Genomic DNA, 24,687 nt, shown 5'->3' on the forward strand with positions numbered 1-24,687 from the left:
CAGGCGTGAACCCGTCTGGAACCCTCAGGAGCATCCGGATCAGTGGCGGGCGATCTGGCAGTACCGGCGCAAACGAGCCCTGCGAGATGCCCGGACCCTGAACCTGCAACGCGGCCGCGCGATCGCGATCATCGATGGGGATAAGCCAGCGAAGAAGGCCCGGTTCGTGAAAGTCGCTGACGAGGAGAAAGCCTTCGATGAGAAGGCCTATGAGCAGGCGATGAAGCTCACCGGCTGGAAAGGCTACGTCACCAACATCGAGGCCGCCATCATGCCCGCAAGCGAGGTCATTGCCAGCTACCACGANCCGGCAACATCAACGGACACGACATCACCTTCACCCCAGAAATCCCAGCCGAGACCACCACAATCCTCGACGCCCTCAGACACCACCGACCGAACCAGCGCAAGGGTAACTAAACCTGTGCAACTCAGGAGGGTTTCGAGGTTCTGGAGCTGTGCCCTGAAGTTGACTGAAATCATGGAATCGCTGGGGTAAGTTTCGTGTGCTTCTTGAAACTCTATTAGCGTAGAAACCGTGGAACGGGCCATGTGTGAGCAGTTGACGAAGGCTGCTGTAATTCGATCTAGATCAGTCGCTGAGGTGCGAGCGTCTGCGGCGATTGGGTGCTCGACCAATGCGTTCGCGGCAAAGAATAATTCTGCGGTTCGAAATAGTTTTTCGCAGTATGCTGCTGAGGTAGTGATGTAGTTTCCGTAATGGGTATTCATGGTGTGAGTTGCGTAGTGAAGTTCACTCACTCTGGTTTGGCGGTGACTCGCGAGTGTTTATTAGTTGCAAGGTGTTGCGATGGTTTTTTGGGGAGTATGTTGGAGTGTTTAACAATTCCTAAAAAGTCTAGCGCTAGGCCACTGATAGGAGCCTAGCGCTAGACGGTTCGATCAAACAAGAGTAGGCGGCGGGTTGATACCACCACGGAGCTTAGCTGTCATGGTGTTCTCACCTCCTTCTTTCGCGATCAAAGCGAGTGTACCAGATCACTTTTCGCTATAACCGGGCTCTTCCCAGTTCAGGGTGTCGGTCCTTGCTGGGGTTGTCACCGGGTGCGGCTGCAAGGGCGTTGCGCCGGCAGACCCTGAGCCCCTGATCCGGCAGGCATTTAGCCGCATATGAGGAGTCGTGGTGCTCCGCGCTCTGCAGGGTATGCGGCATTGGGGCCTGCGCCTAGGATCGCTGCATGGACACCGTCTTCGATCCCGCACCCCATGCCGCGCTCGCCCGGCTCACCACCGAGCAGACCGCCCGGCTGGCCGCACTCGATCCGGCCTGGGCGCCCCTGGGGGTCCCGCAGCTTGAGCCCGGGGACGCTGTCGTCGGGACCGATCCGGCTGCTGCCGTGCCCGAATCGTCGGCCGCTCTGGCCGTCGTGCGCACCCATGTCTCCGGGCTCGACACCCCGGCTGCGGTATGGGGCACCCGGGTGGCGCACACGATCCAACTGCGTGTCGGCACCGAAGCCGATGCCGCTGGGATCGCCGCGGTGCTCGCCGCTGCCGTCGCCGAGGCGCGGACCCGGGATGCTGAGACGGCCCGTGGTCCCGGCAGCAGGTTCGGCGACGGGGAGACGATCGCTGAGCAGGATCGGTCGATCCGCGTCTCGATTCCCGCGCGCGAGGCGGTCATCGCCCAGGCGCTGGCAGCCACCGGCTTCCGCCTCGACTCAGTAGACGGACTGCGGGCCCTCGACCGCGACGCACCCGAGGTGCCGGCCGGGGATCTGCCGTTCACTGCGCCGGAGGAGGCTGATGAGGACGCGCTGACAGCCGGGATGATGAAGCTGCAGGCCTTCGATGCCGCGTTCATGTCCAACCTCATGCGCGAGAACACCGAGGCGGCCATGCGCCAGTATGCGCGCGAGGCGATCGCAGCCGGCCCCGGCTGGTCGGCGATCGTGCGCGGCCGAAAGCCGGGCACCATCGACGCCTACCTCACCATCACCCCTCCCGAGGAGTCCGCCTGGGCGGCCGCCGGCCTCACCGTGGGTACAAGCGCCTATGTCGGCTTCGCCTGGACCGAGCCGCACCTGCGCGGCACCGGACTGGCCAGCCGGATGCTCGCCGCCGGAGAGGCCCACGCGCGGGCACAGGGCGTCGACGCGCTGCTCATCGGCTACGCGGCACAGAATCCGCTCTCCGGCCCCTTGTGGATCCGGCGCGGCTACCGGCCGGTCCGCGCGCACTGGCTGCTGCGCCCATAGCGGCCACCTGGGCTGCCACCGGGATTCCTCTCCTGGGTGCAGAGGTCAGCGTTTCTCGGCGGCGTCCCCGCGGTGACGCTTCCGGGCCGTGGACGCGGCCGGCGCCGGTGCACAGGGTGCGATCGTCACATGCGTGATCTCGTCCTGGCCCCAGGTGCGGAAGTGGCGGGTGCGCCGGCCGGGCACGATCGGATCGTGCAGCGCTCCGGCCATCCGGCCGGTGAAGTCGAGCCGGCCCTGCGCATCGGCGCGCAGCGTCGAGACTGACTCCGACAGCGGCGAAGAGATCCGCAGTTCATACTTCTGACCCGGGTGGTACAGCGCAGGAGTGCGGATGCGGAACGTGCCCGCCCCGTTGAGGGTGAACCCGGCAGTCGTCACCTGCCCGAATGTCACCAGCTGCGAGCGCCTGCGCGAGATCGAGACCTCCCAGCCGTGCACGGAGAACACCGGCAGACCGGTGATGAAGGTGAATGATGCGCCATCGGAGACCTGACGACCACCTCGGGAACGGCGGCCGGCGGCAGCCTGGGCGGCCAGCCGCTGCGGCAGGCCGGTGATCCACTCGCCGAGTTCGCGCTGCCAGGCGAACCAGTTGTGCAGGCCGGTGGCGCGCGGCTTCCACGTGTGCGGGATGCCCAGCTCGCTCAGCCGCTGGTGGAAGGACTTGCCGTGGTGGCTGACGCTGGCCTCCAGCACGTCGACGTGCTCCTCGGCCTCCTCGGGGTCGGGGTCGCCGGAGCCGGCGGTGAACCACAGATCGGTGGCGGCGAGGTTCTCCGCCAGGTGCAGCGGGGAGTTGGCCAGCCATTCGGCCTTGTCACGGCGCGGATCGCCGAACAGCGAACGCGGTTCGCCGCCCTCGCGCAGGGAGATGATGTCCATGAGCGGCACGGCGGCAAGCGGGTCGAGCGGGGAGGAGAATGCGGCGGCTGCACAGTAGCGGTCGGGATGCCAGGCGGCGTACTTCATCGCCGCGTACCCGCCCATCGACAGGCCGGCCAGAATCTGGCCGTCGCGTTCGGCGTTGACGGAGTAGCGGCCGGTGACGAAGTCGACGAGCTCGCCGGTGTGGAACTTCGGCCAGTCGAGCAGCGTGTCGCCGAAGGCGTGCGTGGAGTAGCTCGCCGCCCCGGCATCGGGCATGACGACGAGATACGGGCTGTCGGCGGTGATCCGCTCGGCGGCACCCAGGTCGGTCCAGGAGCGGAAGTCATCGCCGGAGCCGTGGAAGAGGTAGATCACGTCGGCGACCTCGCTCGGGGTGCCCGGCAGCAGCACCCGCAGCCCGACGGTGCGTGACAGGGCGGGGGAGTAGACGAAGAACTCGCGCAGCCGGCGGGAGAGTTTGCGCTTCTCGCGCACATGGAAGCGAGTGGCGTCCTCGCCGGTGGGTTCGGGGCCGAGGAAGGTCAGCGTCTGGTTGCGGCCGGGGAATTCACCGGCCCGGTTGCGGGCGGCGGTCAGGGCGCGCACGGCTCGCGCGCCGACGGAGAGCATGATGTGACGTCGCTGGATCATGGCATCCTTGCAGGGATCGGCATCCGGTGGGCACGACACGGGGTCTCACCAGACACGATAGGACGCCTGGGTGAACGGCGGAAGACCTGCAGGCGACTCAGCGCCGGGAATTGGCTGCCAGGCGGCGCTCGGTGCGCACGCTCGGCAGCAGCTGGCCCTGCCGGTGAGCGAGGAAGAGCATCGCCAGGCCGGCCAGCGAACACACCGCGACGGTGATGACCGATCCCTCCATGCCGAGATCCCCGCCGGTCAGCCAGTCCGGCCCGGAGAATGTCGCAGCGAACAGACCGTCCCCGGATCCGACGCCGGAGACCGGGGAGCTGAAGATGCCACCGGAGAGGAAGTTCCACGTGGCGTGGATGCCGATCGGCAGCCACAGCCGGCGGGTGAGCAGATAGGCCCCGCCCAGCAGCAGACCGGCCTCCACGGCGATCGCGGTCGCACCCCACCAGCTGGAGCCGGGATTGCCCAGATGCGCGGCACCGAACAGCGCTGAGGAGATGATGAGCGCAGCCCACGAGCCGAACCACGCATCGAGGATCCGCAGCAGGATCCCGCGGAAGACGATCTCCTCGATGACACCGGCGCTGATCCCGCCGGCCAGGCCGATGAGGATCCCGTCACTGAGCTGGATGCCGGTGATCCGGTAGCCGCCGAGCAGCGCGATGATGCCGATCGCTGCGAGGATGACCGCGACACCGACGGTGATGCCGAAGAGGAACTCAATGGTCTTCGAGCCCCCGCGCAGCCCCTGACCCGGATCACCGCCGATCCAGCCGACGATGAGCCGGTAGAGCAGCAGCGCAAGGGCGGCGGCCGCGCAAGCGCTGATGACGCCGATCCAGCCAGGCCGCGCAATGGTGCCCGGATCGGTGATCTCGATCGGGCGGCCAGAGAGGTTCAGCAGCGCCCAGTCGACGGTGAGCAATACGACGCTCGTGAGGATGAACAGGACGATCCCGGCGAGCAGCTGCAGGATCCGCCGCCTGTCCGTGCGCTGCGTCGTGGGCTCCTCAGGCTCAGAGCGCAGCAGATAGGGATGCGGCGGGTAGGTCATGAGCACATTCTAAGCTGTCCCGCAGAGCGCCCGGCACGCTGCGACCGGAGCAGGAACAGCTGCCGGGCGGGCGTGGTTGAATCGAGGTGATGAACACCTCTCCTGATCAGCAGCTGCAGCCCTCGACTGCGGTGGCCCGCGCCGTCGTCCGCGCCCTGACCGCCGCGGGGGTGCGCGATGTCGTCATCTGCCCCGGCTCCCGGTCAGCACCGCTGACCTATGCGCTCGCGCGGGCAACCGCGGCCGGCCGGATCGACACGTTCGTGCGCATCGACGAGCGCTCGGCAGCGTTTCACGCCCTCGGTCTGGCCAAAGGCCACCGGATCGCCGGGCGACCCCGCCCGGTCGCCGTCGTCACCACCTCGGGTTCGGCGGTCGCGAACCTCCACCCGGCGTTCGTCGAAGCCGCCTACGCCCACCTGCCGCTCATCGCGCTCACCGCCGACCGGCCGGCCCGGCTGCGCGGCACCGGCGCCAATCAGACTCTCGATGCGCAGGCGACGATGCTGCCCGAGGCGCTCACCGGCTGCGACATCCCCGCCGGCGCCCCCGATGCCGAGGGGATCGCCGGGTGCTGCCTGGCAGCGGCCTGCGGTGCCGGGCCGGGTGGGCAGCCGGGACCGGTGCAGATCAACGTCCAGTTCGACGTCCCGCTCGTGCCCACCGCCGCCGAGGCGGCAGACGACTGGACCGCCGAGCTCACGTGCCCGCCGGTCCCCGCGCCGATCCCCGTGACCGAGACAGTGGAGACGGCGCAGATCACCGCCGCTGCCGAAGCGCTGACCGAGGCGAGCGGGGAGACGATCGTGCTTGCCGGGGATGTTCACGGCTTCCCGCTCGCAGGTCTCGCCGCGGCATTGGAAGCCACCGGTGTGCCGATCCTGGCCGAACCCTCCTGTCTGCTCGTCGACTCCAGCGCCGCGGTGCCGGCCCACCCGCAGGTCCTCGAGGCCCGCCCAGAGCTTCTCGACGGGTGCCAGCGGGTCGTGGTCATCGGCAAGCCGACCCTGTTCAGGCCCGATGCGAAGCTGCTGGCCTCCGACCGGCAGATCATCCGCATCCCCGCCGGCGCCGAGGTGGGTCTCGCCGCAGCACTGGAAGCTGAACGCGAGGCCGAACGTCCTGCTGGTGCCGGCGGCTGGTCGGGCCGCTGGATCGAAGCCGGCCGGCAGGTGGGTGTGCTGGGCAGCCGGCGGGCGGCATTCGTGCAGGCGGCGCTCACCGCCGCGGGCGATGTGCGCCCGCACGTCTATGCAGCCAGCTCCTCGGCCATCCGCGTCATCGCCGAGACCATCCACGCCGTCCCGGTCGAGAAGCGCGCGCATGTGCATGCCTCGCGCGGACTGGCCGGCATCGACGGGCTCATCTCAACAGCCACCGGGTTCTCCCGGGTGCTGGAGCCCGAGGTGCCGGTGCGGCTCATCATCGGGGATCTGGCGATGCTGCATGAGATCGGCGGGCTGCTGCGCGAAGCAGGTGAGAAGCTGCCAGCGCTGCAGATCATCGTGCTGAATGACGACGGCGGGCAGATCTTCGCCGGACTCGAACACGGCCAGGAGCACCTCATGCCCTACTTCGAACGCTACTTCGCCACCCCGCACGGCCGGGACTTCGCTGATCTGGCTGCCGGCTACGGCTGGCCGCACACACAGGTCGACAGTGCCGAGGCGCTTGCCCGGGTGCTCGCGGCTGGCGAGCCGGGCATCATCGAGGTGCCGTTGCCGTCCGTGGCCAGCCCAGCAGCCAGCTGAGTCTGGCCTCAGCCACCGCCGCAGGATTCAGGCGCTGCCGCGGCGCAGCGCGCGCCTGCGGGCAGCAGCGATGAGACTGAGAGCCACTCCGGCGATGAGGATGACGCCGGCTGCGAGCATGATGACCGCGGCGGTGGTCGCCCCGCCGTCGGATGGGGCGAAGAGGCCGGTGACATAGCCGATGAGGAACGTCCCGGCCCCGGCGTAGACGACGATGTTGGCGACCTTGCCGAGTGCTGTAGTTGGGTTCTCGGCTGAGTCGGTGAATTCGCGACGCGAGTCGTCGTGCCGGGTGCCGCCGGAGGTGACGTCGTGCTCGGCATCGCCGTCATGGTCACCGGTGCCGTCGTCGAAGGACCCGGCGACCGTGCTCGCTACCTGCAGGCCGAAGCCGGTGGCGATGAGCACGGCGGCGACGGTGAGGACGAACTCCTGACCAGCCGGCACCCCGTCGCCGAAGAACCTGAGCAGGAAGCTGATGAGCGCACTGAACGCGACGATGACCGCACCTGCGAAGATCGCCAGATACCCGGACCTACGCATGACTTCCCTCCCGCTCAGCAGCCGTGGGTGCTGCATCCGTCGACATGGCCGCCGCGCGCTCCTCGGCGACCGCGGCCTGCGGGTCGATGCCAAGGGCGGTGCGCATCGGCGCGAACTTCGCACCGGTCTCGACCAGTTCGGCCAGCGGATCGGAATCGGGCATGATCCCAGCCCCGGCGAAGAGCCGGATGCGGTTGCGGGCCTCGAACTGGCCGCACCGCAGGGCGATGCCGAACTGCCCGTTGCCGGCTGAGTCCATCCAGCCCACCGGCCCGGAGAACCGGCCCCGGTCGGTGTGCTCGTACTCGGCGATCGTCGCGGCAGCCAGCGGCGTCGGCACCCCGCCGATCGCAGCAGTCGGATGGACCGCCTCGGCAACGGCCAGCGCAGTCGGCATCTGCCCGTCGCGGGCTGTCAGCGTGCCCGAGGCGTCGGAGGCCAGGTGGATGACATTGGCCAGCTGCAGCAGGTGCGGCTCCGCATCGACATGCAGCTGATCGGTCAGGCGGGCCAGCGGCGCGACGATCGACTCGATCGCATAGCGGTGCTCCTCCTGGTCCTTCGCCTTGCCCAGCAGTTCGCGGGCCGCGGCGAGTTCGGCGCGCGGATCGTCCTCGACCCGGTAGGTGCCGGCGAGCACCCGGGTGGTGAGGCGGCCGTCCTCGACGCCGACGAGCAGCTCCGGAGTCGCGCCGATGAGACCGGCGACATCGAAGGTCCAGCAGCCCGGATAGGCGGAGTTGAGAGCGGCGAGCAACGCTCGCACGTCGATCTCGTCGGGGGTCTCGATGAGCTCATCGCGGGCGAGCACGACCTTCTTCAGTGCCTGCGCACCGGTCTGCTCCCGCATGAGCGCACTCGCTCGGGCGACGATGTCGAGGTAGTCCGCCCCGGTCGTATGACCGGGCTGGCGGATGGCGCCGGTCGGCCGGCGGATCGGGGTGGGGGCGAGGACGAGCTCCGGCTCGCCGGCAGGGTCTGTGCTGTCGCCGGCGTCTGGGCTGCGCGTGCCGAACGGTTCGATCGAGGTGAGCCACACGCGCCCATCGCGCCGGCCGAGCAGATAGCGGGGGATGTCGATGACCGAGGTGGCCTGCGACCGGGCGGAGAACGTCACCGCCGAGAAGCACATGAGCCCCGAACCCGGCAGACCGACCGGATCGTCGATGTCCGAGGTCGCCACGATCTGCTGCCAGGCCCGGTCGAGGTCGGCGAACCGGCGGGCACCGGTGGCGGTCAGCCGGGCTGCCCGGCCGAAGCCGACGAGTCCGGAGGTGTGCCGCACCCAGCAGGAGAATCCTGAGGCCGGCAGCTGGGAGATGAACTCCTGCGGCGTCGTCGGCAGCCCGTGGGTGAAGGGCACCGGGGCATGGGGGCTGAGGCCGTCGATGAACCATGAACGCACCGCAAACCGCGGCAGCCCAGGGTCGTCATCGCTCACATCGATCCTGTCCATATTCATGCCATCCTACGTGTTCACCGGTCCCGGCGGCAGGCACCGCGAGCAGTCCGCGTCACGCCTCCGGGCCCCGATTGGCTCCCGGGCGGCTCAGTTGAGACGATAGGGCAATGAACCGGGCCCAGCTGGACAAACAGGCTGCCGACGTCGCGTCGATGTTCGACGACGTCGCCGCGCGCTACGACCTCACCAACGACGTCATGACCTTCGGGATTTCGCGCCTGTGGCGCATCGCCAACACCGAGGCGGTGGCCCCGAAACCAGGTGAGAAGATCCTCGATCTGGCCGCCGGGACCGGTGCCTCGTCCGTTCCCTATGTGCGCGCCGGCGCCGAGGTGGTGGCCGGCGACATCTCCGAGGGGATGCTGGCAGTCGGTCGGAAGCGCTACCCGGACATCGAGTTCGTCTACGCCGATGCCCTCGACCTGCCGTTCGCCGATGATCACTTCGATGCGGTGACGATCACCTACGGCATCCGCAACTTCCAGGATGTCGACGCGGCGCTGACCGAGATCCTGCGCGTCCTCAAACCCGGCGGCCGGCTTGTCATCGCCGAATTCTCCACCCCGACCTTCGCGCCCTTCGCCGTGGCGTACAAGGAGTACATCATGGCCGCGCTGCCGGCCCTGGCGAAGGCCGTGAGCTCGAACCCCGAAGCCTACGTCTACCTCGCCGAGTCGATCCGCAGCTGGCCGGACCAGGACACCTTCGCCCGGCAGATCTTCGCTGCCGGCTACGACCAGGTGAAGTACCGCAACCTCACCGGCGGCATCGTCGCCATCCACCACGCCCTCAAGCCCGCCGCCGGGCAGAACCCGGCCGGCAGCCCGACGGCATGACCCACATCGACGCCGACGTCGTCATCGTCGGTGCAGGACCGGCCGGCTCGACCGCAGCCGCCCACCTCGCCCGGGCAGGGTTCGAGGTCGCCCTTTTGGAGAAGGCCTCCTTCCCACGCGACAAGATCTGCGGCGACGCGCTCACCCCGCGTGCCGTGCGCGAAACCCAGCGCCTCGGCCTCCCGACCCGTCGCGAGGACGGCTGGCATCCCAACCGCGGGCTCAGGCTCATCGGCGCCGGCCACCGCCTGGAGATCGACTGGCCCGACGTGCCCGGCATGCCCGATCACGGGCTCACCCGCCCGCGCATGAAGCTCGACGCCGACCTCGCCGGCTTCGCAGCCGCGTGCGGCGCGCGCCTGCATGAGAACACGATGGCCACCCATCCGATCCTCGGCGCCGACGGCTGGGTCACCGGTGTCGCGGCCCGGACCACCGATGAACGCGGCCGCAAGACCGGCCCCGAGCTGACCTTCCGCGCCCCGGTCGTCATCGCCGCCGACGGCGTGTCCTCCCGCATGGCTGTGGCCATGGGCATCGAGAAGCGCGACGACCGGCCGATGGGCGTGGCCGTGCGCACCTACCACTCCTCCCCGCGCCATGCCGATGACTACATCGAAAGCTGGGTCGAACTCACCGCACCCACCGGCGGCGAGGCGACCGGCGGCGAGGTGATGCCCGGCTACGGCTGGCTGTTCCCGCTCGGCGACGGCACCGTCAACGTCGGACTCGGGATGCTCAACACCTCCCCGGCCTTCGGGCAGGTCGACTATCGGGCGGTGCTGCGCGAATGGATCGCCGCAATGGGCCACGAATGGGACATCGACGAGACCACCGAACTGACCCCGGTGCGCTCAGCGGCCCTGCCGATGGCTTTCAACCGCACCCCGCACTTCCACCGCGGCATGCTGCTCATCGGCGACGCCGGCGGAATGGTCAACCCCTTCAACGGCGAGGGCATCGACTACGGCATGGAAGCCGCCCGCATCGCCGCCGAGGTGATCGCCACCTACGCCCGCTATCCCGAGGCCGCCCGCCGGCGCCGCCTGGCCGAATATCCGGCCGCGGTGCGGCAGAGCTTCGGCTCCTACTTCACGCTCGGGCGGGTCTTCGCCGATCTCATCGGGCGTCCGGAGCTCATGAGGCTCGGCATCAAGTACGGTATGAGTAGCAAGCTGGTGATGACCTTCGTCGTCAAACTGCTGGCGAACCTCTACCAGGATGGAACGACCACCGACCGGGACACCTACGACTATGTCATCACTGCGCTGACGAGGCTGACACCGGCGACGACGAACGACTGAGGGCAGACGGAACGGACATGACGAAGCATTCGACACCCATGGCGGGTCCGCTGTCGCCGGTCGCATTCGCCGGCAGCGGATCGGATCTCTCCGCCGTGCTCGCCGAGCGCCTCGACGCGGTCGAGGAGTTCCTCGACGCCGCTGTGGCGCAGACCGAACGGCTGCCCGATGAGGCCAGCCACCACCTGCTGCGCGCCGGCGGCAAGCGGGTGCGCCCGATGCTCGTGCTGCTGGCCTCCGAATACGGTGACCCGACGGCTGTCGATGTCGTCAAGGCCGCCGCTGCCGTCGAGCTCATCCACCTCGCGACGCTCTACCACGACGATGTCATGGACGATGCGCCGGTGCGCCGTGGGGCGCAGGCCGCGCACGAGGTGTGGGGTAATTCGGTCGCGATCCTCACCGGCGACCTGCTCTTCGCCCGCGCCTCTCTGCTGTCCGCCGAGCTTGGCGTCGCAGCTGTCGAGCTGCAGGCGCGGACATTCGAACGCCTCGTGCTCGGCCAGCTCAACGAGTTCGCCGGCCCGCAGCCCGGCGACGATCCGGTCGCGCACTATCTGCAGGTGCTGGCCGATAAGACCGGCTCCCTCATCGCCGGGGCCTGCGAGTTCGGGCTGCTGGCCTCCGGGGCGCCGGAGGCGCATGTGCCGGTGCTGCGCGACTTCGGTGAGCGGATCGGCGTGGCCTTCCAGATCGCTGATGACATCATCGACCTGACCTCCGACCCCGAGGTGTCCGGCAAGACGCCCGGCACCGACCTGCGCGAAGGTGTCCCGACCCTGCCGGTGCTCTACGCTCAGCGGGCCGCTGACGCCGGTGATGCCGAGGCGCAGCGGATCGTCGAGCTGCTCGCTGCGGACCTGTCCTCCGATGAGGCGCTGGAGACCGCCCGGGTCGCGCTCGCTGCGCATCCGGTGACCGCCGAGGTGCGGGCTGAGGCCCGGCGCTGGGCCGATGCCGCGATCGCTGCCCTGGAGTCCCTGCCGGCCGGCTGGGTCAAGGACAGCCTCATCGAGTTCGCCGACACCGTCGTCAGCCGCGTCGCCTGAGCTGGGGCTGCGCAGGCGCTGCTGAGCTCACTCTGCTGCGGCCGGCTTCTCCTTCCCGGGCAGCGGCACGCGGCGCCGGCGCGGGGCGCGGGAGAAGCGCAGCATATCGGCTGTCAGCATGATGACGGCCGCCCAGATGATGAAGAATCCGATCCAGCGCGCCAGCGGCATCTGCTCACCGAGGACGGTGATGCCGATGATGAACTGGATCGTCGGGGTGACGTACTGCATGAGGCCCACCCATGACAGCGGCACCCGGCGGGTGGCCGCGCCGAAGAGGATGAGCGGGATCGCGGTGATGGGGCCGAGGGAGAGCATGATGAGGACGTGGCCGGTGCCCTCGGTGCCGAAGTGCGATGCGCCGGTGGCGGTGAGGACGATGAGATAGCCCAGGCACAGCGGGGCGAGCACCGCGGTCTCGACTGTCAGTCCTTCGAGTGCGCCGACCTTTCCGCCGACCCGGTTCTTGATGAGGCCGTAGAGGCCGAAGGAGAAGGCCACGAGCAGCGCGAGCCACGGCATCTGCCCGTAGCCGACCGCGATGACGATGACGGCGATGCAGCCGACGATGATCGCCGCCCACTGCAGTCTGCGCAGCCGCTCGCCTAAGAAGATGACGCCGATGAGCACCGTGACGAGCGGATTGAAGAAGTAGCCGAGGGAGATCTCGACGACCCGGTTGAGGCTCACGCCGATGAGGAAGCCGAGCCAGTTGAGCGAGATGACGACGGCGGCCAGCGCCAGGGTGCCGAACACTCGCGGGTCGCGGATCGCTGCGAAGACGCGGCGGAACCCGCGGGCGAAGATCAGCAGGATCGTGCAGAAGACGAGGGACCACAGGATCCGGTGGCAGAGGATCTCCAGCGGTGTCGACGGTTCGGCAGCGGCGAACACGATCGGCATCCCGCCCCAGAAGAGATAGCCGGAGAGCCCGAGGATGAGGCCCGAGCGGCGGCGTGCGGACTCCTCATCAGTCAGCTGGCGTTCAGTCACGAACGGCAGTCTAGTCCACAGGCCCGCCGCCACTGTGACTTCCCACATACTGGCAGGCTGAGGGGTCGACAACCGGCGTGGGAACGTTAGAATCGAAAGTCGACAAGGTGAAAGGTGTGTTATGACTCGTCCTCTCCGGGTAGCCATCATCGGCGCGGGCCCGGCTGGCATCTACGCCGCTGACCTGCTGACCAAGGCTGAACGGGAATTCGACGTCAGCATCGATCTCTTCGAGCGTCTCCCCGCCCCCTTCGGACTCGTGCGCTACGGCGTGGCGCCCGACCATCCGCGCATCAAGGGCATCACGAATGCCCTCATCAAAGTCCTCGACCGCGGCGACATCCGACTGTTCGCCAATGTCGACTACGGCACCGACATCACCCGTGAAGAGCTGCAGCAGCACTACGATGCCGTCATCTTCTCCACCGGCTGCTTCAGCGACGCCAAGCTCGACATCCCCGGCATCGACCTGCCCCGCTCCTATGGCGCAGCCGATTTCGTCAACTGGTACGACGCCCACCCCGATGTCTCCCAGGAGTGGCCGCTGGACACCAAGGAGGTCGCCGTCATCGGCAACGGCAACGTCGCCCTCGACGTCGCCCGCGTGCTGGCCAAGCAGGCCGATGACATGCTCTCGACGGAGATCCCGGACCACGTGTACGAGGGGCTGCGCAGCTCCGAGGTCACCGATGTCCACGTCTTCGGCCGCCGCGGCCCGGCGCAGGCGAAGTTCACGCCGCTGGAGCTGCGCGAACTCGGCCATGTCAAGGACGTCGACATCATCGTCTACCCCGAGGACTTCGAGTTCGACGAGGCCTCGATGGCGCAGATCCACTCGAACAACCAGACCAAGCAGGTCACCAAGACGCTCACCGACTTCACCCTGCGGGAGCCCACCGGTGCCAAGCGCCGCCTGCACCTGCACTTCCTGCACGCTCCGGTTGCGGTGCTCGGCGATGCGGAGACCGGCGTCACCGGTCTGCGCACCGAGCGCCAGGAGCTCGACGGCTCCGGCGGCGTCACCGGCACCGGCAGCTTCGTTGACTGGCCGCTCGACGCCGTGTACCGGGCTGTCGGCTACTTCGGCAGCCCGCTGACCGAGCTGCCCTTCGACCAGCGCAAGGGTGTCATCCCCAACCACGAAGGACGGGTCGTCGACGCTGCAGCGCAGTCCGAATCGGCCGATGCTCCGTGGATCCCCGGCGTCTACGCCACCGGCTGGATCAAGCGCGGTCCGGTCGGCCTCATCGGCCACACCAAGGGCGATGCGCTCGAGACGATCACCCACCTCATCGAAGACCATGTAGCCGGCCGGCTGCCGGCCCCGTCGGCTCCAGGCGAGGATGCGATCATCGAACGCCTTGCCGCCAAGGGCGTCGACTACGTCGACTGGGAGGGCTACCACCGGCTCGAAGCCGCCGAGAAGCAGCTGGGCGAACCGCACGGCCGTGAGCGGATCAAGATCGCCACCCGTGAGGGCATGCTCGCCGAAGCCCGCCGCGCCGTCCAGGCAGCCGACCCCGTCGCCGTCGGCGAAAGCTGATCGTGGGTACCGCCGGGCGGGCCGAGCACATCGCCCGCTCCGTGCGCGGGCTGCGCCGGGTGCGCCGGCCGGCCACCGCCTCGGGCCCGGAGTTCGACCTCCGCTACGTCCGCCAGCCGGCAACCGGCGCCCGCCCAGCCGGCCTGCCGATCGTCATCGTTCCCGGCGGGCCGGGTCTCGGCTCCCTCGTGCTGTTCGCCGGCCTGCGCGCCCGTGCCGCCCGCGCCGGTCTCGACGTCATCATGATCGAGCACCGCGGCATCGGCCTGTCCCGCTGTGACACAGACGGTGCGGATCTGCCTCGTGAGGCGATGCGCGTGGCTGCGGTGGCCGATGACATCGCCGCTGTGCTGGATGCGGAATCCGTTCCCGAGGCGGTGCTCGCCGGATCCTCGTACGGCAGCTATGCGGTCCAGGCCTTCGCCGCCGACCATCCCGCGCGCACCGCCGCCCTCGTCCTCGACTCGGCGATGATCGACGCGAGCTTCCCCCAGCGCATCGAGGACTACAGCCTCCAGCTGCTCTTTGAGGGGCACCCACCGGCAGAGCTGAGCGAGATCGGCCCTGTGCCCGGCATCGCCGGGCCCGTCGATCCTGCCGCTGACCTGCCCGGAACCGAGCGGGTGGCGATGAAGATCCGCGACCTCGCCGGCTCCCAGCTCATCGGTCAGCAGGACCTCGGCCGCATGGTGCGCTCGGTCTTCGAGTTCGCCGGGGTCGGCACACTCGACCGGCTGCTCAACCAGATCGCCCTCGGCCGCGCCGGATGGACGCAGGCGCTGCTGACGAAGCTCACCACCGCCGAGCTCGAATCGCGCAGACCGCACATCATGGAGTTCGACCTCGTCGGTGAGATCGCAGTGCGCGAACTCGGCTATGCGCTGCCGGGCCGCGGCAGCCTCTTCGACTTCTCAGCGGACTTCGGAGACGCAGGCGGCCGGTTCACCCCGTTCGCCGGAGAGCCCTATGATCTGCCGGCAGCGCTCAAACGGCTGCAGGCCCCGGTGACCGTGATCTCCGGGAATCGCGACCTGCGCACTCCACGCAGCATCGCCGCACGCATTGCAGCTGACGCACCCGACGGCGCGCTCATTCCGGTTGCCGGCCACGGGCACAGCGCTCTCGACACACACGCTGGGCTGTTCCTCGCCGTTGTCACCGCGCATGCCGCCGGTCGGCGCCCGCGGGCAGACGAGCTGGCTGCGGCCAGCCGCCGGCGCTCCGGTTCAGGCTCGCACCGCCTCGGCGGGATGCTGCGCGCCAGCCTGCTGGCCGACCGGCTGCGACCGGCCAGCCAGCGACCCAGTCAGCGGTAGTTGGTGAACTGCAGGTCGACGTCGAGGTCCTTGCCCTTGAGCAGGGCGATGACCGCCTGCAGATCATCGCGCTTCTTCGAGCTCACCCGCAGCTCCTCGCCCTGGATCTGCGGCTTGACGCCCTTGGGGCCCTCATCGCGGATGATCGTGGCGATCTTCTTCGCGTTCTCCTTGTCGATGCCCTCCTTGAGGTGACCCTCCAGTCGGTACTCCTTGCCCGAGGCGTACGGGTCGCCGGTCTCCAGCGACTTGAGCGAGATGCCGCGGCGCACGAGCTTGGACTGGAAGACATCGAGCACGGCCTTGACCCGGTCCTCGCTCACGGCCTTCATCATGATCGACTCGCCGGACCATTCAATCGAGGCGTCGGTGCCCTTGAAGTCGTAGCGGGAGCGGATCTCCTTTGCCGCCTGGTTCAGGGCGTTGTCGGCTTCCTGCCGGTCGACTTCGGAGACGATGTCGAATGACGATTCGCTGGCCATGGATCCTCCTGATGACGGTGACGGTTCGCACACCAGTCTAAGCCGTCGGAGAGTTGGCGTTTCGCCGACGAAGCTAGTATCCTTCCATAGGTGCTTGAGCGCGCATGCGCCTCAAGCAGACACCTGGCAGGTTGCCCGAGCGGCCAAAGGGAGCTGACTGTAAATCAGCCGGCATTGCCTTCATAGGTTCGAATCCTATACCTGCCACAGCCAAGGCCCGAGGCGCTCGCGCCTCGGGCCTTCGCCGTCCCCTGAGCTGCGCGGCGGGTGCTCAGGTGTCCTCCGGCGCTCAGCCCTCCTCCGCCTCGGCCTCGGCGAATGCGAGGTCTGCGATCTGTCGCAGCCCGGCCATATGCGCGTCATAGGTCTTCCGGCCCGCTGTTGTGAGACTCAGCCAGGTGCGGGCACGCTTGCCGACGAATCCCTTGCGCACCGCGACGATCCCATCGCCTTCGAGCGCGGAGACGTGCTTCGACAGCGTCGAGTCGGTGACGCCGAGCTGCTCGCGGATCGTGCGGAAGTCCGCCCGGACGCAGCCGCGGAGTCCGGCGACGAGCGCCAGCCGCGTCGGGTTCGTCAGCAGCGGGCACAGCTGCGCAGTCGCATCCTGATGGGTGCTCATCTCGCCTCCTCTCCGTCGATCCGCCGGCTCATGCGTGGCGGCGCTGCACGACCATCGCCACCGTCGTCACGAGGATGATGAAGCCGGCAGCCAGATCCGCGTACAGCGGCATGGCGAGCAGATTCGCCGTCATCGCTGCGGCGATGTAGGCGCCCACCTGCAGGAGCAGGACGGTGACGAGCAGGGCCGTGTCGCGGCGGGCCCATGAGCGGGCGGCGGAGTAGATGACCCCGCCGGGGATGAGCAGGGCGAGGGAGAGCAGGATGCGCAGGACGAACATCGGCGAGCCGCCGGCCTCGGCATCGGCGGCGACGACGAGCGAACCGCATGTCATCGCGGAGCCGGAGGCCAGCAGGCCGGCGGACAGCGGCAGGGTGTTGGCCCGGGCCGAGGTGGTGCGGGCCTCCTCGGCGGCGGCGAGCGATGCGCGGGCTTCGGCTGGATCAGGGAGTTCGTGGGTCTGTGCTGAGCTGCGGTCGGTCATGATGACCCCTTCGGTAGCGTGGAGTGTCGCTTTCTGCAACTGGTGTCAGACGAGCAACCACTTTCTATAGTGGCAAGTTGTTGAGGCGAAGGAATCTTCTCAGTTCTGTCTCAGCGCTTCCGACGATCCTCGTCGGTGGTGCGGCGACGGCGCGAAGCCAGCAGCGCGGCGATGCCGGCGCCGATCACCACGAGCCCTGCGATGACGAGCAGCAGCGCCTCGGTACCGGTGCGCGGCAGGGGGAGCTGGCGGGAGTCGTCATCGTCCTGCGGCGGCTCTGCCTCATCGGAGGGGTCGCTGCTGGGATCGTCTGAAGGGGAGTCCGAGGGGCCGGGAGACGGGGCGGAGCCTGCGCTGAGCTGGAGGACAAGCTCGAACTCCAGGTCCTTCTGCTCGGTGGCATTGCCGGCCGACTGCAGCAGATGCGCCTCGGCCTCGAGCCGCGCCACCTCATCGGGTCCCAGATCGCCGAGCCTGACAGTCAGCGGCTCCTCCTTCAGCTGTCCGACAGTGACCGACCGGCCGTTCATGCCGATGGTGAGGACATCATCGAAGGCGCTCTCCGCCTCGGGCCCGATCCAGCGCATCTGCACGGCGACATCGAGCGGATCAGCAGTGACATTGCGGACCCAGATCGCATCGCTGACCCAGTCGCCGGGGACGACGCGCTCGACGCTGTCGAAGAGCCGGCGAGGCAGCTCATCGCTCCAGGTCCGCTCATCGACGGACACCTGCACCTTGCCGGCGGCTGCAGCCGGGCCGGCCGACAGGCAGACGGCGCCGAGCAGCGCGATGAGCGCCAGCGAGAGGACGGCCGCGCAGGCGGCAGCACGGGACGCACGCGTGCGCACAGGGCGGGGGAGGATCTCAGGCATCGGCGCGCACCTCCTCGGCAGCGGCTGCCGCGTCCTCTGCAGCGCCGTCGCTGCGGCGGCGGGCGCGGACGATGAGCACCAGCTGCCAGAGCGCATAGCCGATGAGGGCGATGCCGAGCACCGTGATCGTCAGCAGCTTCACCTGACCGTCGATGCCGAGCGCCAGATGGCCGGCATAGGGCAGGTGGTAGACGACAACGCCCTTGATCTGCTTGGGCATGAGCGGTTCCGGATCTGGGGCGTTGTTGGCATCACCCTGGACGGTGAAGGACTTCTCTCCAGAGCCGTCGACGCCGATGCCGACGACGCGGTGGGTCACGAGCGTCTCGTCATCGGGGTTGGGCATGAAGGTGATGATGTCACCTGCCTGGATGTCATCGACGGTGTCGATCGGCTTGACGTAGACCTGCGAGCCGACCGGGATCGTCGGCTCCATCGAACCGGTCAGCACGGTCAGCGGCGCCCAGCCCATGAGCCGGGGGATGACGACCATCGCCAGCAGCAGCGCGGTCAGGGCGGCGGCGATGAGCCACAGCAGCCATTTCAGGAGGGTGCGCATCACCACTCCTTGCCCGGCATATTCGGTCCGCCGGTGAGGTTGGTGGTCGGGACGATGTTGCTTTCGCAGCGGTAGTTCTGCTTACCGATGTCGCCGTCCCAGGACAGGTTCCAGCCCTCTGAGATGACGAACTTCGTCTGCTCGATGTTCTTCATGACACCGACGATGACGAAGTCGCGGTAAGCAGGGACGCCGTTGAGTCCGGGACCGCGGATGATGCCGCGTTCGACGAACACCTGACGCTGGTCCTCCGGGATGTTGCCGCCAGGGAACCGCTCGGCGAGCAGACCGTCGTCCTTGCGCAGGACGGCTGAGTCGGTGATCTTCGCCCAACTGCCGCCGGTCGGCCGTGACCAGACCTCCCAGCGGTCGATGATGTTCGCCAACTCTGCGGTCGTCGTGCTTGCCGACCACTCCCACACCAGCCTCATATAGCCGGAGGTGCTTCTCTGCCTGCCATTGACACAGCCCACAATGGTGCCGTTGCTGCTGTTGAAGTTCGGCGATGGGATCGGCTGGGGCAGTGCCACGCGGTAGAAGCTGGTGATGTCCGCGCTCTCCGTGCCGTCGGTCGAGAGATTCTGGGCGGCTTCGACCTCCGTGTTGGCCCTGATGCCGGCGCCGGCGAAGCGGCGCAGCAGCACGCGGCGATCCTCAGTGGTGATGGAGGCCGTGTTGAGGTCGACGCGCATGCACAGCAGCCGCGTCTCACCCGGAGGCAGGGTGAACGTCGCGCCGCCGGTGGGCGCAGTGTAGACGCCGCCGGCGGGAGCCGCGATGCCAGCCTCCTTGACCGTCCACACGGTCTCATGGCCTTTGCTGTGACATGAGGTCTCGCCGGCCGGGGCCAGCGCGTAGACGATGCGGGAGTTGCGGATCGGATCGAGGTAGATGTTCGGTGCAGTCGAGCCGTAGCGGTAGCGGTTGGTCAGCGTTGTGCGCGTGATGCGCATCTGCCGCGACAGGGTCTGCGAGTCGTTCGTCACCTCGATGCCCGGATGGTTCCATGTCGGCGGAGAGGCCGGATCCGGGTTTTCCGTGAAGTCGGGCTTATCAGCGAATTCGAAGGTGTACTCATCAGAAGTCGCCGTCACCTCGTCAGTGGTGAACTCTTCATACCACCGTGCCAGCGTCGCGCCGGTTGGGGCGATGAAGGCGGCGATGAAGACGAGGAGCACTGCCGCGATGGACAGTGGAGTGATCCACGTGCGTCTCACGGTGTACTCCTTTCGTATCGTACGCTGCCGGTTCAAGTTGCCTGCCTGCGGTGTCGGTCTAAGGCGCCACCTGGCGGATGCTGATGGTCAGTGCGCCGAGGTCGATGCTGCTGGTCCCGAAAGAGGCCGGCCACTCTTCGGGCGTGGTGAGCTTTGTGCGCACCAGCCACTCGGCGTCCTTGACCTCTGCCGGGTCGGTTCCGCTGATCTCGACCGGTGCGGTGACCGGCTGGCCCTCGCGCAGGAACTCTGAGTTCGAGGTGGTGCCGGCCGGCAGGCTGCCAGCAGCATCGCTGCGGTCGATCTGCACCTCGGCTACCAGGTTCGTGCCGTCTCCGGAGGCGTGGAAGGCCTCCTGGATGAGCAGCTGGTCGCCGGGCAGCAGCAGCTGGTCGGCAAGTTCGGCGGTGGTGAGCTGCCGGCAGGCAACGAAGCCCTCCGGCGCCACACATGCGGTGCCGCCGGTGAAGGTCCGCTCGGATGGGGAGAACCGGCTGTGCAGCTGCACAGGATAGGACTCCCCTGCAGTCAGCGTCAGGCTGCCGGTGGTGATGTCGTGGGCGCCCGGCAGTGCGGACTCCTCGTACCACTTGGCCAAGGTGGCGCCGGTCTGGGACAGGAAGACCAGTCCCAGACCGGCGGCCAGCGCAGCTGCCGCTACCCGTCGCGCGGATGCAACGGTCATCGGATCAAGGGTTGTTGTTCTGCTCCAGTTCGACCGTGATCTCCTGGAGATCGACCGTGCCGTCCTCGCCGGCGTCGTCCCAGCGCTCGCCGGTGTCGGGGTTGTTGAGCGGGAACGTGATGGTGACCGACACCTCGATCGGATTGCCGCTCATATCCGGGGTCACCGTCATCTCGTCGGGGCCGCCGGTGGGGGCTCCGCCGAACACGGTCTCGACCTTGACGATCTTGCCGAGGTCGCCGATGAGAGCATCGCCGGTGTCGACCTTCAGCGTAGCTTCGAGGTTGTCGCCCACGAGGTCAGGGGTGACTTTCGCGGAGTAGGCGACCTTGTCGCCGGGGACCATGCGGAAGGTCTCCGGGTCGATGGCGACGTTGTTGTTGACGTCGGTCCATTCGGCGCCCTCGACGTTCATGTTGAGGTGACCGGCAGTGATGTCGCCGCCGCCGATGGTCTCTTCTTCGAACCACTTGGCGAACGTCGTGCCGATTCCGGCGAGCAGGGCGACGCCGGCAGCGCCAGCAGCGACGGCCTTGAGCGCACGGCGGTTGGGCTTCTTCTGAGCGGTTGCATCAGTCATGGGGGGTGTTCCTCACGTTGGATTGAGCAGCGAGCTTCACCGGCGAGCACATCGAGGGGGAATCGTGCCATCGCCAGGGTGAAGCTTTAGTGTAAAGGGTGAAGCGCTTTCAGCGTAGTGGAATCTGCAGACGCAGAAGGACGTGGTAAGCGGGCTGCTTGCACGCGATGTGGATACAACCGCGTTTGCGGCCACTTTCATGTATGGACATTTGACTGATTGCTCCCCGCTTTGCAGCGCAAATGCCGTCAGGAGCATATAGTCAAGATGCATATGAGTGCATCTGAGGTCGTCAGGTGAACGGGGCGGAGCCGCGGCGGGAATAGTGATGAAGATCGCTCATCTGCGTCTTGACATCTGATCGGAATGCGTTCGAACGCCCGCTTCGGCGGCCCTGCGCGGCGGCGAAGTGTCCGATAGCCTGAGGACATGCACTCGCCTATTCAGCAGTACCTCGACTCCGTGCACGAGCGTCTTTTCGATGTTCACGGCGGAGAACAGCCGAAGAACAACCCCTCTCTCGCCGAGGCCGACCCCGATCTGTGCGGCCTGGCGATGACGACCGCTGACGGATATACCTACACCTCCGGTGACGCCGAGGTGCCCTTCTCCATGCAGTCGATCTCGAAGGTCTTCTGCTACGCGATCGCGCTGCAGGACCGCGGCTTCCGGTATATGGATTCGAAGATCGACGTCGAGCCCTCCGGCTCCTCCTTCAAGGACCTTTCCAGCGAGGCCAACACCGGCAGGCCGAAGAACCCGCTCATCAACATCGGTGCGATCGCTGCGACCGCGCAGATTCTCCCGGACTCCGACGGCGAGGTCTTCGACAAGATCCTGCGCATCATGTCCGACTGCGCGGCCCGCCAGCTGGAGGTCGACGAGATCTCCTATGAGGCCGACCGCGACGGCGGTATGCACAACCGCGCGCTGTCGTGGTTCCTCGCCTCATGGGGCATCATCGACGGCGACCCGCTGCCGGCTTTCGACGACTACAGCCGACAGTGCGCGATCCTCACGAGCAGCAAGGACCTGTCGATCATGGCCTCGACGCTGACGAACCTCGGCGTCAATCCGGTCACCGGCAAGCGGGTGTTCTCCCGGTCGGTCGCCCAGCGCGTCATGTCCGTCATGCTCACCTGCGGCATGTACGACGACTCCGGCGACTGGGTCTCCTCCGTCGGCATGCCCGCCAAGAGCGGCGTGGGCGGCGGCATCATCTCCGTGCTGCCCGGCCAGCTCGGCATCGCCACCTATGCGCCGCCGCTCGACCGGCACGGCTCCAGCGTGCGGGGGCTCGCAGCCCACCGGATCCTCTCCCGCGACTTGGAGCTGCACTTCGTGCGCACCTCGAAGGCCGGCCTGTCGACGATCCGCGCGCACGAGACCATCGACCATGTGCCCTCGACGACCCGCCGCCCGGAATCCGCCGAGGCGGTGCTCGCCGAGCACGGCTGCCGCGCCCATGTGCTCGAAGTCATGGGCGATCTGCTCTTCTCCGGCATCGAAGTCCTCTCCCGCGAGGTCGCGACCTTCGGCAGCGAGACGGTGTGCGTCGTCGTCGACCTCTCACGTGCCGATCACGTCGCCGAGGTGTCGATCAAGGCGATCTCCCGGCTCGCGACCGCCCTGGCGAACGTCGGCACTGCGCTGGCGCTCGTCGACCCGTTCGACCGCTTGGACTCGCTGCTGGTGCCGGTCGATATGCGGGTCGAGATCTTCGAAGACCGCAACGATGCGCTCACCTGGGCAGAGGATCAGATCCTCATCGAGTTCGGCGATGACTCCTGCTTCCCGGACGATTCGATCGCCACGCCGCTGATGTTCTCCGGCCTTGATGAGACGATCCGCAAGAAGTTCGTCAGCCTGCTCAAGCGCGAGGAGTACGAGACCGGCGAGATGGTGCGCCGGGTCGGCGATGAGTTCGACGGCATCCGCTTCATCGTCTCCGGTGAGATCCACACGATGACCGCTGAGGACGAGGGCGGGGAGATCATCGCCCAGCTCGTGGCCGGCATGTCCTTCGGCGAGCTGGCGCTCAACGAGGTCTACAACCAGCCCTTCGATGTCCGGGCGGCGGAGCCCACCGTCGTCGAGCTGCTGTCGAAGAGCGCCATCGAGAAGCTCGAGAAAACCGATCCTGAAGCCGCGGCCCTGCTGTGGCGGGCCATCGCGGTCGAAGGCTTCATCCGCCTCGGGCAGATCATGCGAGGAGTCAACTGATGTTGGAGCAGTTCCTCGCCGACCACGGATACGAGCACACGCCCGGCGGTGAGAGCAAGCCGTGGGTGATCGCCCACCGCGGCTACTCCGGGGCGGCCCCGGAGAACACCCTGGCGGCCATCGAAGCCGCCCGCGTCATCGGCGCCGAATGGATCGAGATCGACATCGGCATCAGCGCCGCCGGCACCCCGATCGTGCTGCACGATACGACGCTCGGGCGCACCACCACGATGTCGGGGACCGCCTCGCAGATGAGCGATGAGCGGATCTCCCTGGCCGATGCCGGCTCGTGGATGGGCCCGGGATTCATCGGCCAGCGGGTGCCGAAGCTGCGCACCGTGCTGAGCAACCTCGCCGACTTCGAGGGCAATCTGCTGCTGGAGTTCAAAGACGACTGGGCACCGGGTGCGATCGCCCAGGTCACCGACGACATCATGGCCACCGGGATGGCCGACCGGCTCATCCTGCAGAGCTTCTCGCCCAAGACGCTCACCATCCTGCGCGACCTCATTCCGATGGTCGCCCGCGGTCTGCTGCGCATGGTGCCCCGCCCAGAGGACAAGACCCTGGCCGCAGAGCTCGATGTCACCTTCTACAACCCGTCTCGGCGCGGGTTCTTCCTGCGGCAGCCGCTGCTGGAGGAGTTCATGACCGAGGGGTACGGCTGCTTCGTGTGGACGTCGAATTCTCCCGCGGACTGGGAGCGGCTCATGGCCGCCGGCGTGCACGGCATCATCACCGATCATCCGGGCCGTCTGCAGGGCTATCTGGCCGCCAAATACGACGCGGACTGAGACCCGGGCAGCGGATTTTGTCAGGGCTTGGAAAGTGTGTATAGTGTTTTCTCGTTGCCCCGATAGCTCAGTCGGCAGAGCATCTCCATGGTAAGGAGAAGGTCAAGGGTTCGATTCCCTTTCGGGGCTCTCGTGCCGCTCGAAAGCGGTACCGCGGCGGGGTAGCTCAGATGGTTAGAGCGCACGACTCATAATCGTGAGGTCGCGGGATCGAGCCCCGCCCCCGCTACCACTGAAGCAGAGCCTCCACCCTTCGGGTGGGGGCTTCGCTCATTCACGAGCTCATTACCGAGCAACTCGGCGAGCGAAAGATTCAGAGCAGTAGCCGTGAGCATCAGCTCGGGCACTGAGAACGGGAGCACTCCCCGTAGGCGCTTGGAGATGGCGGACTGGCCGATACCAAGGAGTTCCGCGAGCCATAACTGATTGAGGCCCCGACGGGCTAGCCATGCGCGCACCTCTGCGGCCACTGGATCGCCCCGAGTTTGGTGGAGAGTTCATAGCGGTACGTCAGCCACCACTGGCCGACTGGTTTCAGTGTAGTAGTGTTCCTCGAACTGCGCTGGAGCGAG

At 67.6% G+C, this 24,687-nt stretch carries 23 protein-coding genes, 3 tRNA genes and 1 pseudogene; 13 read left to right on the forward strand and 14 right to left on the reverse strand.

The window, feature by feature from the left end; all coding sequences use genetic code 11:
• Positions 1-304: pseudogene (locus ACFFN1_RS16855) on the forward strand (IS1634 family transposase); the annotation flags it as partial.
• A gap of 895 nt (positions 305-1,199) precedes the next feature.
• Positions 1,200-2,219, forward strand: coding sequence for a GNAT family N-acetyltransferase (locus ACFFN1_RS03465; RefSeq protein WP_376838642.1), 1,020 nt, complete (start codon positions 1,200-1,202; stop codon positions 2,217-2,219).
• A gap of 45 nt (positions 2,220-2,264) precedes the next feature.
• On the opposite strand, the gene ACFFN1_RS03470 is transcribed toward ACFFN1_RS03465, so the two are convergent.
• The gene (locus ACFFN1_RS03470; protein ID WP_376838644.1) at positions 2,265-3,740 is read right to left on the reverse strand and encodes an alpha/beta hydrolase; all 1,476 of its coding nucleotides are present in this window, start codon (positions 3,738-3,740) and stop codon (positions 2,265-2,267) included.
• Between the two features lie 97 nt (positions 3,741-3,837).
• On the reverse strand, positions 3,838-4,797 hold the full coding sequence (locus ACFFN1_RS03475; protein ID WP_376838646.1) for a CPBP family intramembrane glutamic endopeptidase: 960 nt from the start codon (positions 4,795-4,797) through the stop codon (positions 3,838-3,840).
• A gap of 89 nt (positions 4,798-4,886) precedes the next feature.
• Between ACFFN1_RS03475 and menD the strand changes: the two genes are divergently transcribed.
• A complete protein-coding gene (gene menD / locus ACFFN1_RS03480) occupies positions 4,887-6,548 on the forward strand; it encodes a 2-succinyl-5-enolpyruvyl-6-hydroxy-3-cyclohexene-1-carboxylic-acid synthase (RefSeq protein WP_376838648.1) in 1,662 nt (553 codons plus the stop codon).
• Between the two features lie 27 nt (positions 6,549-6,575).
• On the opposite strand, the gene ACFFN1_RS03485 is transcribed toward menD, so the two are convergent.
• Positions 6,576-7,091 (reverse strand): hypothetical protein, encoded by a 516-nt coding sequence (locus ACFFN1_RS03485; protein WP_376838650.1) that lies wholly within the window; start codon positions 7,089-7,091, stop codon positions 6,576-6,578.
• Positions 7,084-8,547 (reverse strand): isochorismate synthase, encoded by a 1,464-nt coding sequence (locus ACFFN1_RS03490; protein ID WP_376838652.1) that lies wholly within the window; start codon positions 8,545-8,547, stop codon positions 7,084-7,086. Before ACFFN1_RS03490 ends, ACFFN1_RS03485 begins: the two co-directional genes overlap by 8 nt.
• 113 nt (positions 8,548-8,660) lie before the next feature.
• Here ACFFN1_RS03490 and ACFFN1_RS03495 point away from each other — a divergent pair, with 113 nt between their 5' ends.
• From ACFFN1_RS03495 to ACFFN1_RS03505, 3 genes are read left to right on the forward strand one after another with little or no spacing between them, the layout of a single operon-like run.
• Positions 8,661-9,389, forward strand: coding sequence for a demethylmenaquinone methyltransferase (locus ACFFN1_RS03495; RefSeq protein WP_376838654.1), 729 nt, complete (start codon positions 8,661-8,663; stop codon positions 9,387-9,389).
• Entirely contained in the window at positions 9,386-10,693 is a 1,308-nt protein-coding gene (locus ACFFN1_RS03500; protein WP_376838656.1) for a geranylgeranyl reductase family protein, read from the forward strand. Before ACFFN1_RS03495 ends, ACFFN1_RS03500 begins: the two co-directional genes overlap by 4 nt.
• Before the next feature lie 17 nt (positions 10,694-10,710).
• A complete protein-coding gene (locus ACFFN1_RS03505) occupies positions 10,711-11,742 on the forward strand; it encodes a polyprenyl synthetase family protein (RefSeq protein WP_376838658.1) in 1,032 nt (343 codons plus the stop codon).
• A 27-nt stretch (positions 11,743-11,769) separates the two neighbouring features.
• On the opposite strand, the gene rarD is transcribed toward ACFFN1_RS03505, so the two are convergent.
• Positions 11,770-12,735: an EamA family transporter RarD gene (gene rarD / locus ACFFN1_RS03510; protein ID WP_376838660.1), complete on the reverse strand. Its 966-nt coding sequence runs from the start codon at positions 12,733-12,735 to the stop codon at positions 11,770-11,772.
• A 121-nt stretch (positions 12,736-12,856) separates the two neighbouring features.
• Here rarD and ACFFN1_RS03515 point away from each other — a divergent pair, with 121 nt between their 5' ends.
• Positions 12,857-14,278 carry an FAD-dependent oxidoreductase gene (locus ACFFN1_RS03515; protein ID WP_376838662.1) on the forward strand — a complete coding sequence of 474 codons (1,422 nt, stop codon included), beginning with the start codon at positions 12,857-12,859 and terminating at the stop codon, positions 14,276-14,278.
• Between the two features lie 2 nt (positions 14,279-14,280).
• On the forward strand, positions 14,281-15,594 hold the full coding sequence (locus ACFFN1_RS03520; protein WP_376838664.1) for an alpha/beta fold hydrolase: 1,314 nt from the start codon (positions 14,281-14,283) through the stop codon (positions 15,592-15,594).
• Here the strand turns inward: ACFFN1_RS03520 and ACFFN1_RS03525 are convergent.
• On the reverse strand, positions 15,585-16,076 hold the full coding sequence (locus tag ACFFN1_RS03525) for a YajQ family cyclic di-GMP-binding protein (protein WP_376838665.1): 492 nt from the start codon (positions 16,074-16,076) through the stop codon (positions 15,585-15,587). The genes ACFFN1_RS03520 and ACFFN1_RS03525 overlap by 10 nt on opposite strands.
• 125 nt (positions 16,077-16,201) lie before the next feature.
• Between ACFFN1_RS03525 and ACFFN1_RS03530 the strand changes: the two genes are divergently transcribed.
• Positions 16,202-16,283, forward strand: a tRNA-Tyr gene (locus tag ACFFN1_RS03530).
• Between the two features lie 82 nt (positions 16,284-16,365).
• Here ACFFN1_RS03530 and ACFFN1_RS03535 read toward each other — a convergent pair.
• The 7 genes from ACFFN1_RS03535 to ACFFN1_RS03565 form a co-directional block, all read right to left on the reverse strand.
• Complete coding sequence (locus tag ACFFN1_RS03535; protein WP_376838667.1) at positions 16,366-16,698, reverse strand: transcriptional regulator; 333 nt, start codon at positions 16,696-16,698, stop codon at positions 16,366-16,368.
• A gap of 28 nt (positions 16,699-16,726) precedes the next feature.
• The gene (locus ACFFN1_RS03540) at positions 16,727-17,182 is read right to left on the reverse strand and encodes a hypothetical protein (protein WP_376838669.1); all 456 of its coding nucleotides are present in this window, start codon (positions 17,180-17,182) and stop codon (positions 16,727-16,729) included.
• 110 nt (positions 17,183-17,292) lie between these two features.
• Positions 17,293-18,057, reverse strand: a complete 765-nt coding sequence (locus ACFFN1_RS03545) for an LPXTG cell wall anchor domain-containing protein (RefSeq protein ID WP_376838671.1) — start codon at positions 18,055-18,057, stop codon at positions 17,293-17,295.
• On the reverse strand, positions 18,050-18,616 hold the full coding sequence (locus tag ACFFN1_RS03550) for a signal peptidase I (protein ID WP_376838673.1): 567 nt from the start codon (positions 18,614-18,616) through the stop codon (positions 18,050-18,052). Before ACFFN1_RS03550 ends, ACFFN1_RS03545 begins: the two co-directional genes overlap by 8 nt.
• Positions 18,616-19,833: a hypothetical protein gene (locus tag ACFFN1_RS03555; protein ID WP_376838675.1), complete on the reverse strand. Its 1,218-nt coding sequence runs from the start codon at positions 19,831-19,833 to the stop codon at positions 18,616-18,618. The genes ACFFN1_RS03550 and ACFFN1_RS03555 overlap by 1 nt, the downstream gene beginning before the upstream one ends.
• A gap of 58 nt (positions 19,834-19,891) precedes the next feature.
• On the reverse strand, positions 19,892-20,518 hold the full coding sequence (locus ACFFN1_RS03560; protein ID WP_376838677.1) for a hypothetical protein: 627 nt from the start codon (positions 20,516-20,518) through the stop codon (positions 19,892-19,894).
• A 4-nt stretch (positions 20,519-20,522) separates the two neighbouring features.
• Complete coding sequence (locus ACFFN1_RS03565; RefSeq protein ID WP_376838679.1) at positions 20,523-21,098, reverse strand: alternate-type signal peptide domain-containing protein; 576 nt, start codon at positions 21,096-21,098, stop codon at positions 20,523-20,525.
• 429 nt (positions 21,099-21,527) lie between these two features.
• Between ACFFN1_RS03565 and glsA the strand changes: the two genes are divergently transcribed.
• From glsA to ACFFN1_RS03585, 4 genes are all read left to right on the forward strand, one after another.
• The gene (glsA, locus tag ACFFN1_RS03570) at positions 21,528-23,321 is read left to right on the forward strand and encodes a glutaminase A (RefSeq protein ID WP_376838681.1); all 1,794 of its coding nucleotides are present in this window, start codon (positions 21,528-21,530) and stop codon (positions 23,319-23,321) included.
• On the forward strand, positions 23,321-24,115 hold the full coding sequence (locus ACFFN1_RS03575; RefSeq protein ID WP_376838683.1) for a glycerophosphodiester phosphodiesterase: 795 nt from the start codon (positions 23,321-23,323) through the stop codon (positions 24,113-24,115). Before glsA ends, ACFFN1_RS03575 begins: the two co-directional genes overlap by 1 nt.
• A 56-nt stretch (positions 24,116-24,171) precedes the next feature.
• Positions 24,172-24,244: transfer RNA gene (locus tag ACFFN1_RS03580), tRNA-Thr, on the forward strand.
• A gap of 26 nt (positions 24,245-24,270) precedes the next feature.
• Positions 24,271-24,347 (forward strand) — tRNA-Met (locus ACFFN1_RS03585).
• Here the strand turns inward: ACFFN1_RS03585 and ACFFN1_RS03590 are convergent.
• Positions 24,304-24,585 (reverse strand): helix-turn-helix domain-containing protein, encoded by a 282-nt coding sequence (locus ACFFN1_RS03590; RefSeq protein WP_376838685.1) that lies wholly within the window; start codon positions 24,583-24,585, stop codon positions 24,304-24,306. The two genes, ACFFN1_RS03585 and ACFFN1_RS03590, sit on opposite strands and share 44 nt — an antisense overlap.
• Between the last annotated feature and the right edge of the window lie 102 nt (positions 24,586-24,687).

Source organism: Brevibacterium otitidis, from assembly GCF_042429315.1.
Classification (GTDB): domain Bacteria; phylum Actinomycetota; class Actinomycetes; order Actinomycetales; family Brevibacteriaceae; genus Brevibacterium; species Brevibacterium otitidis.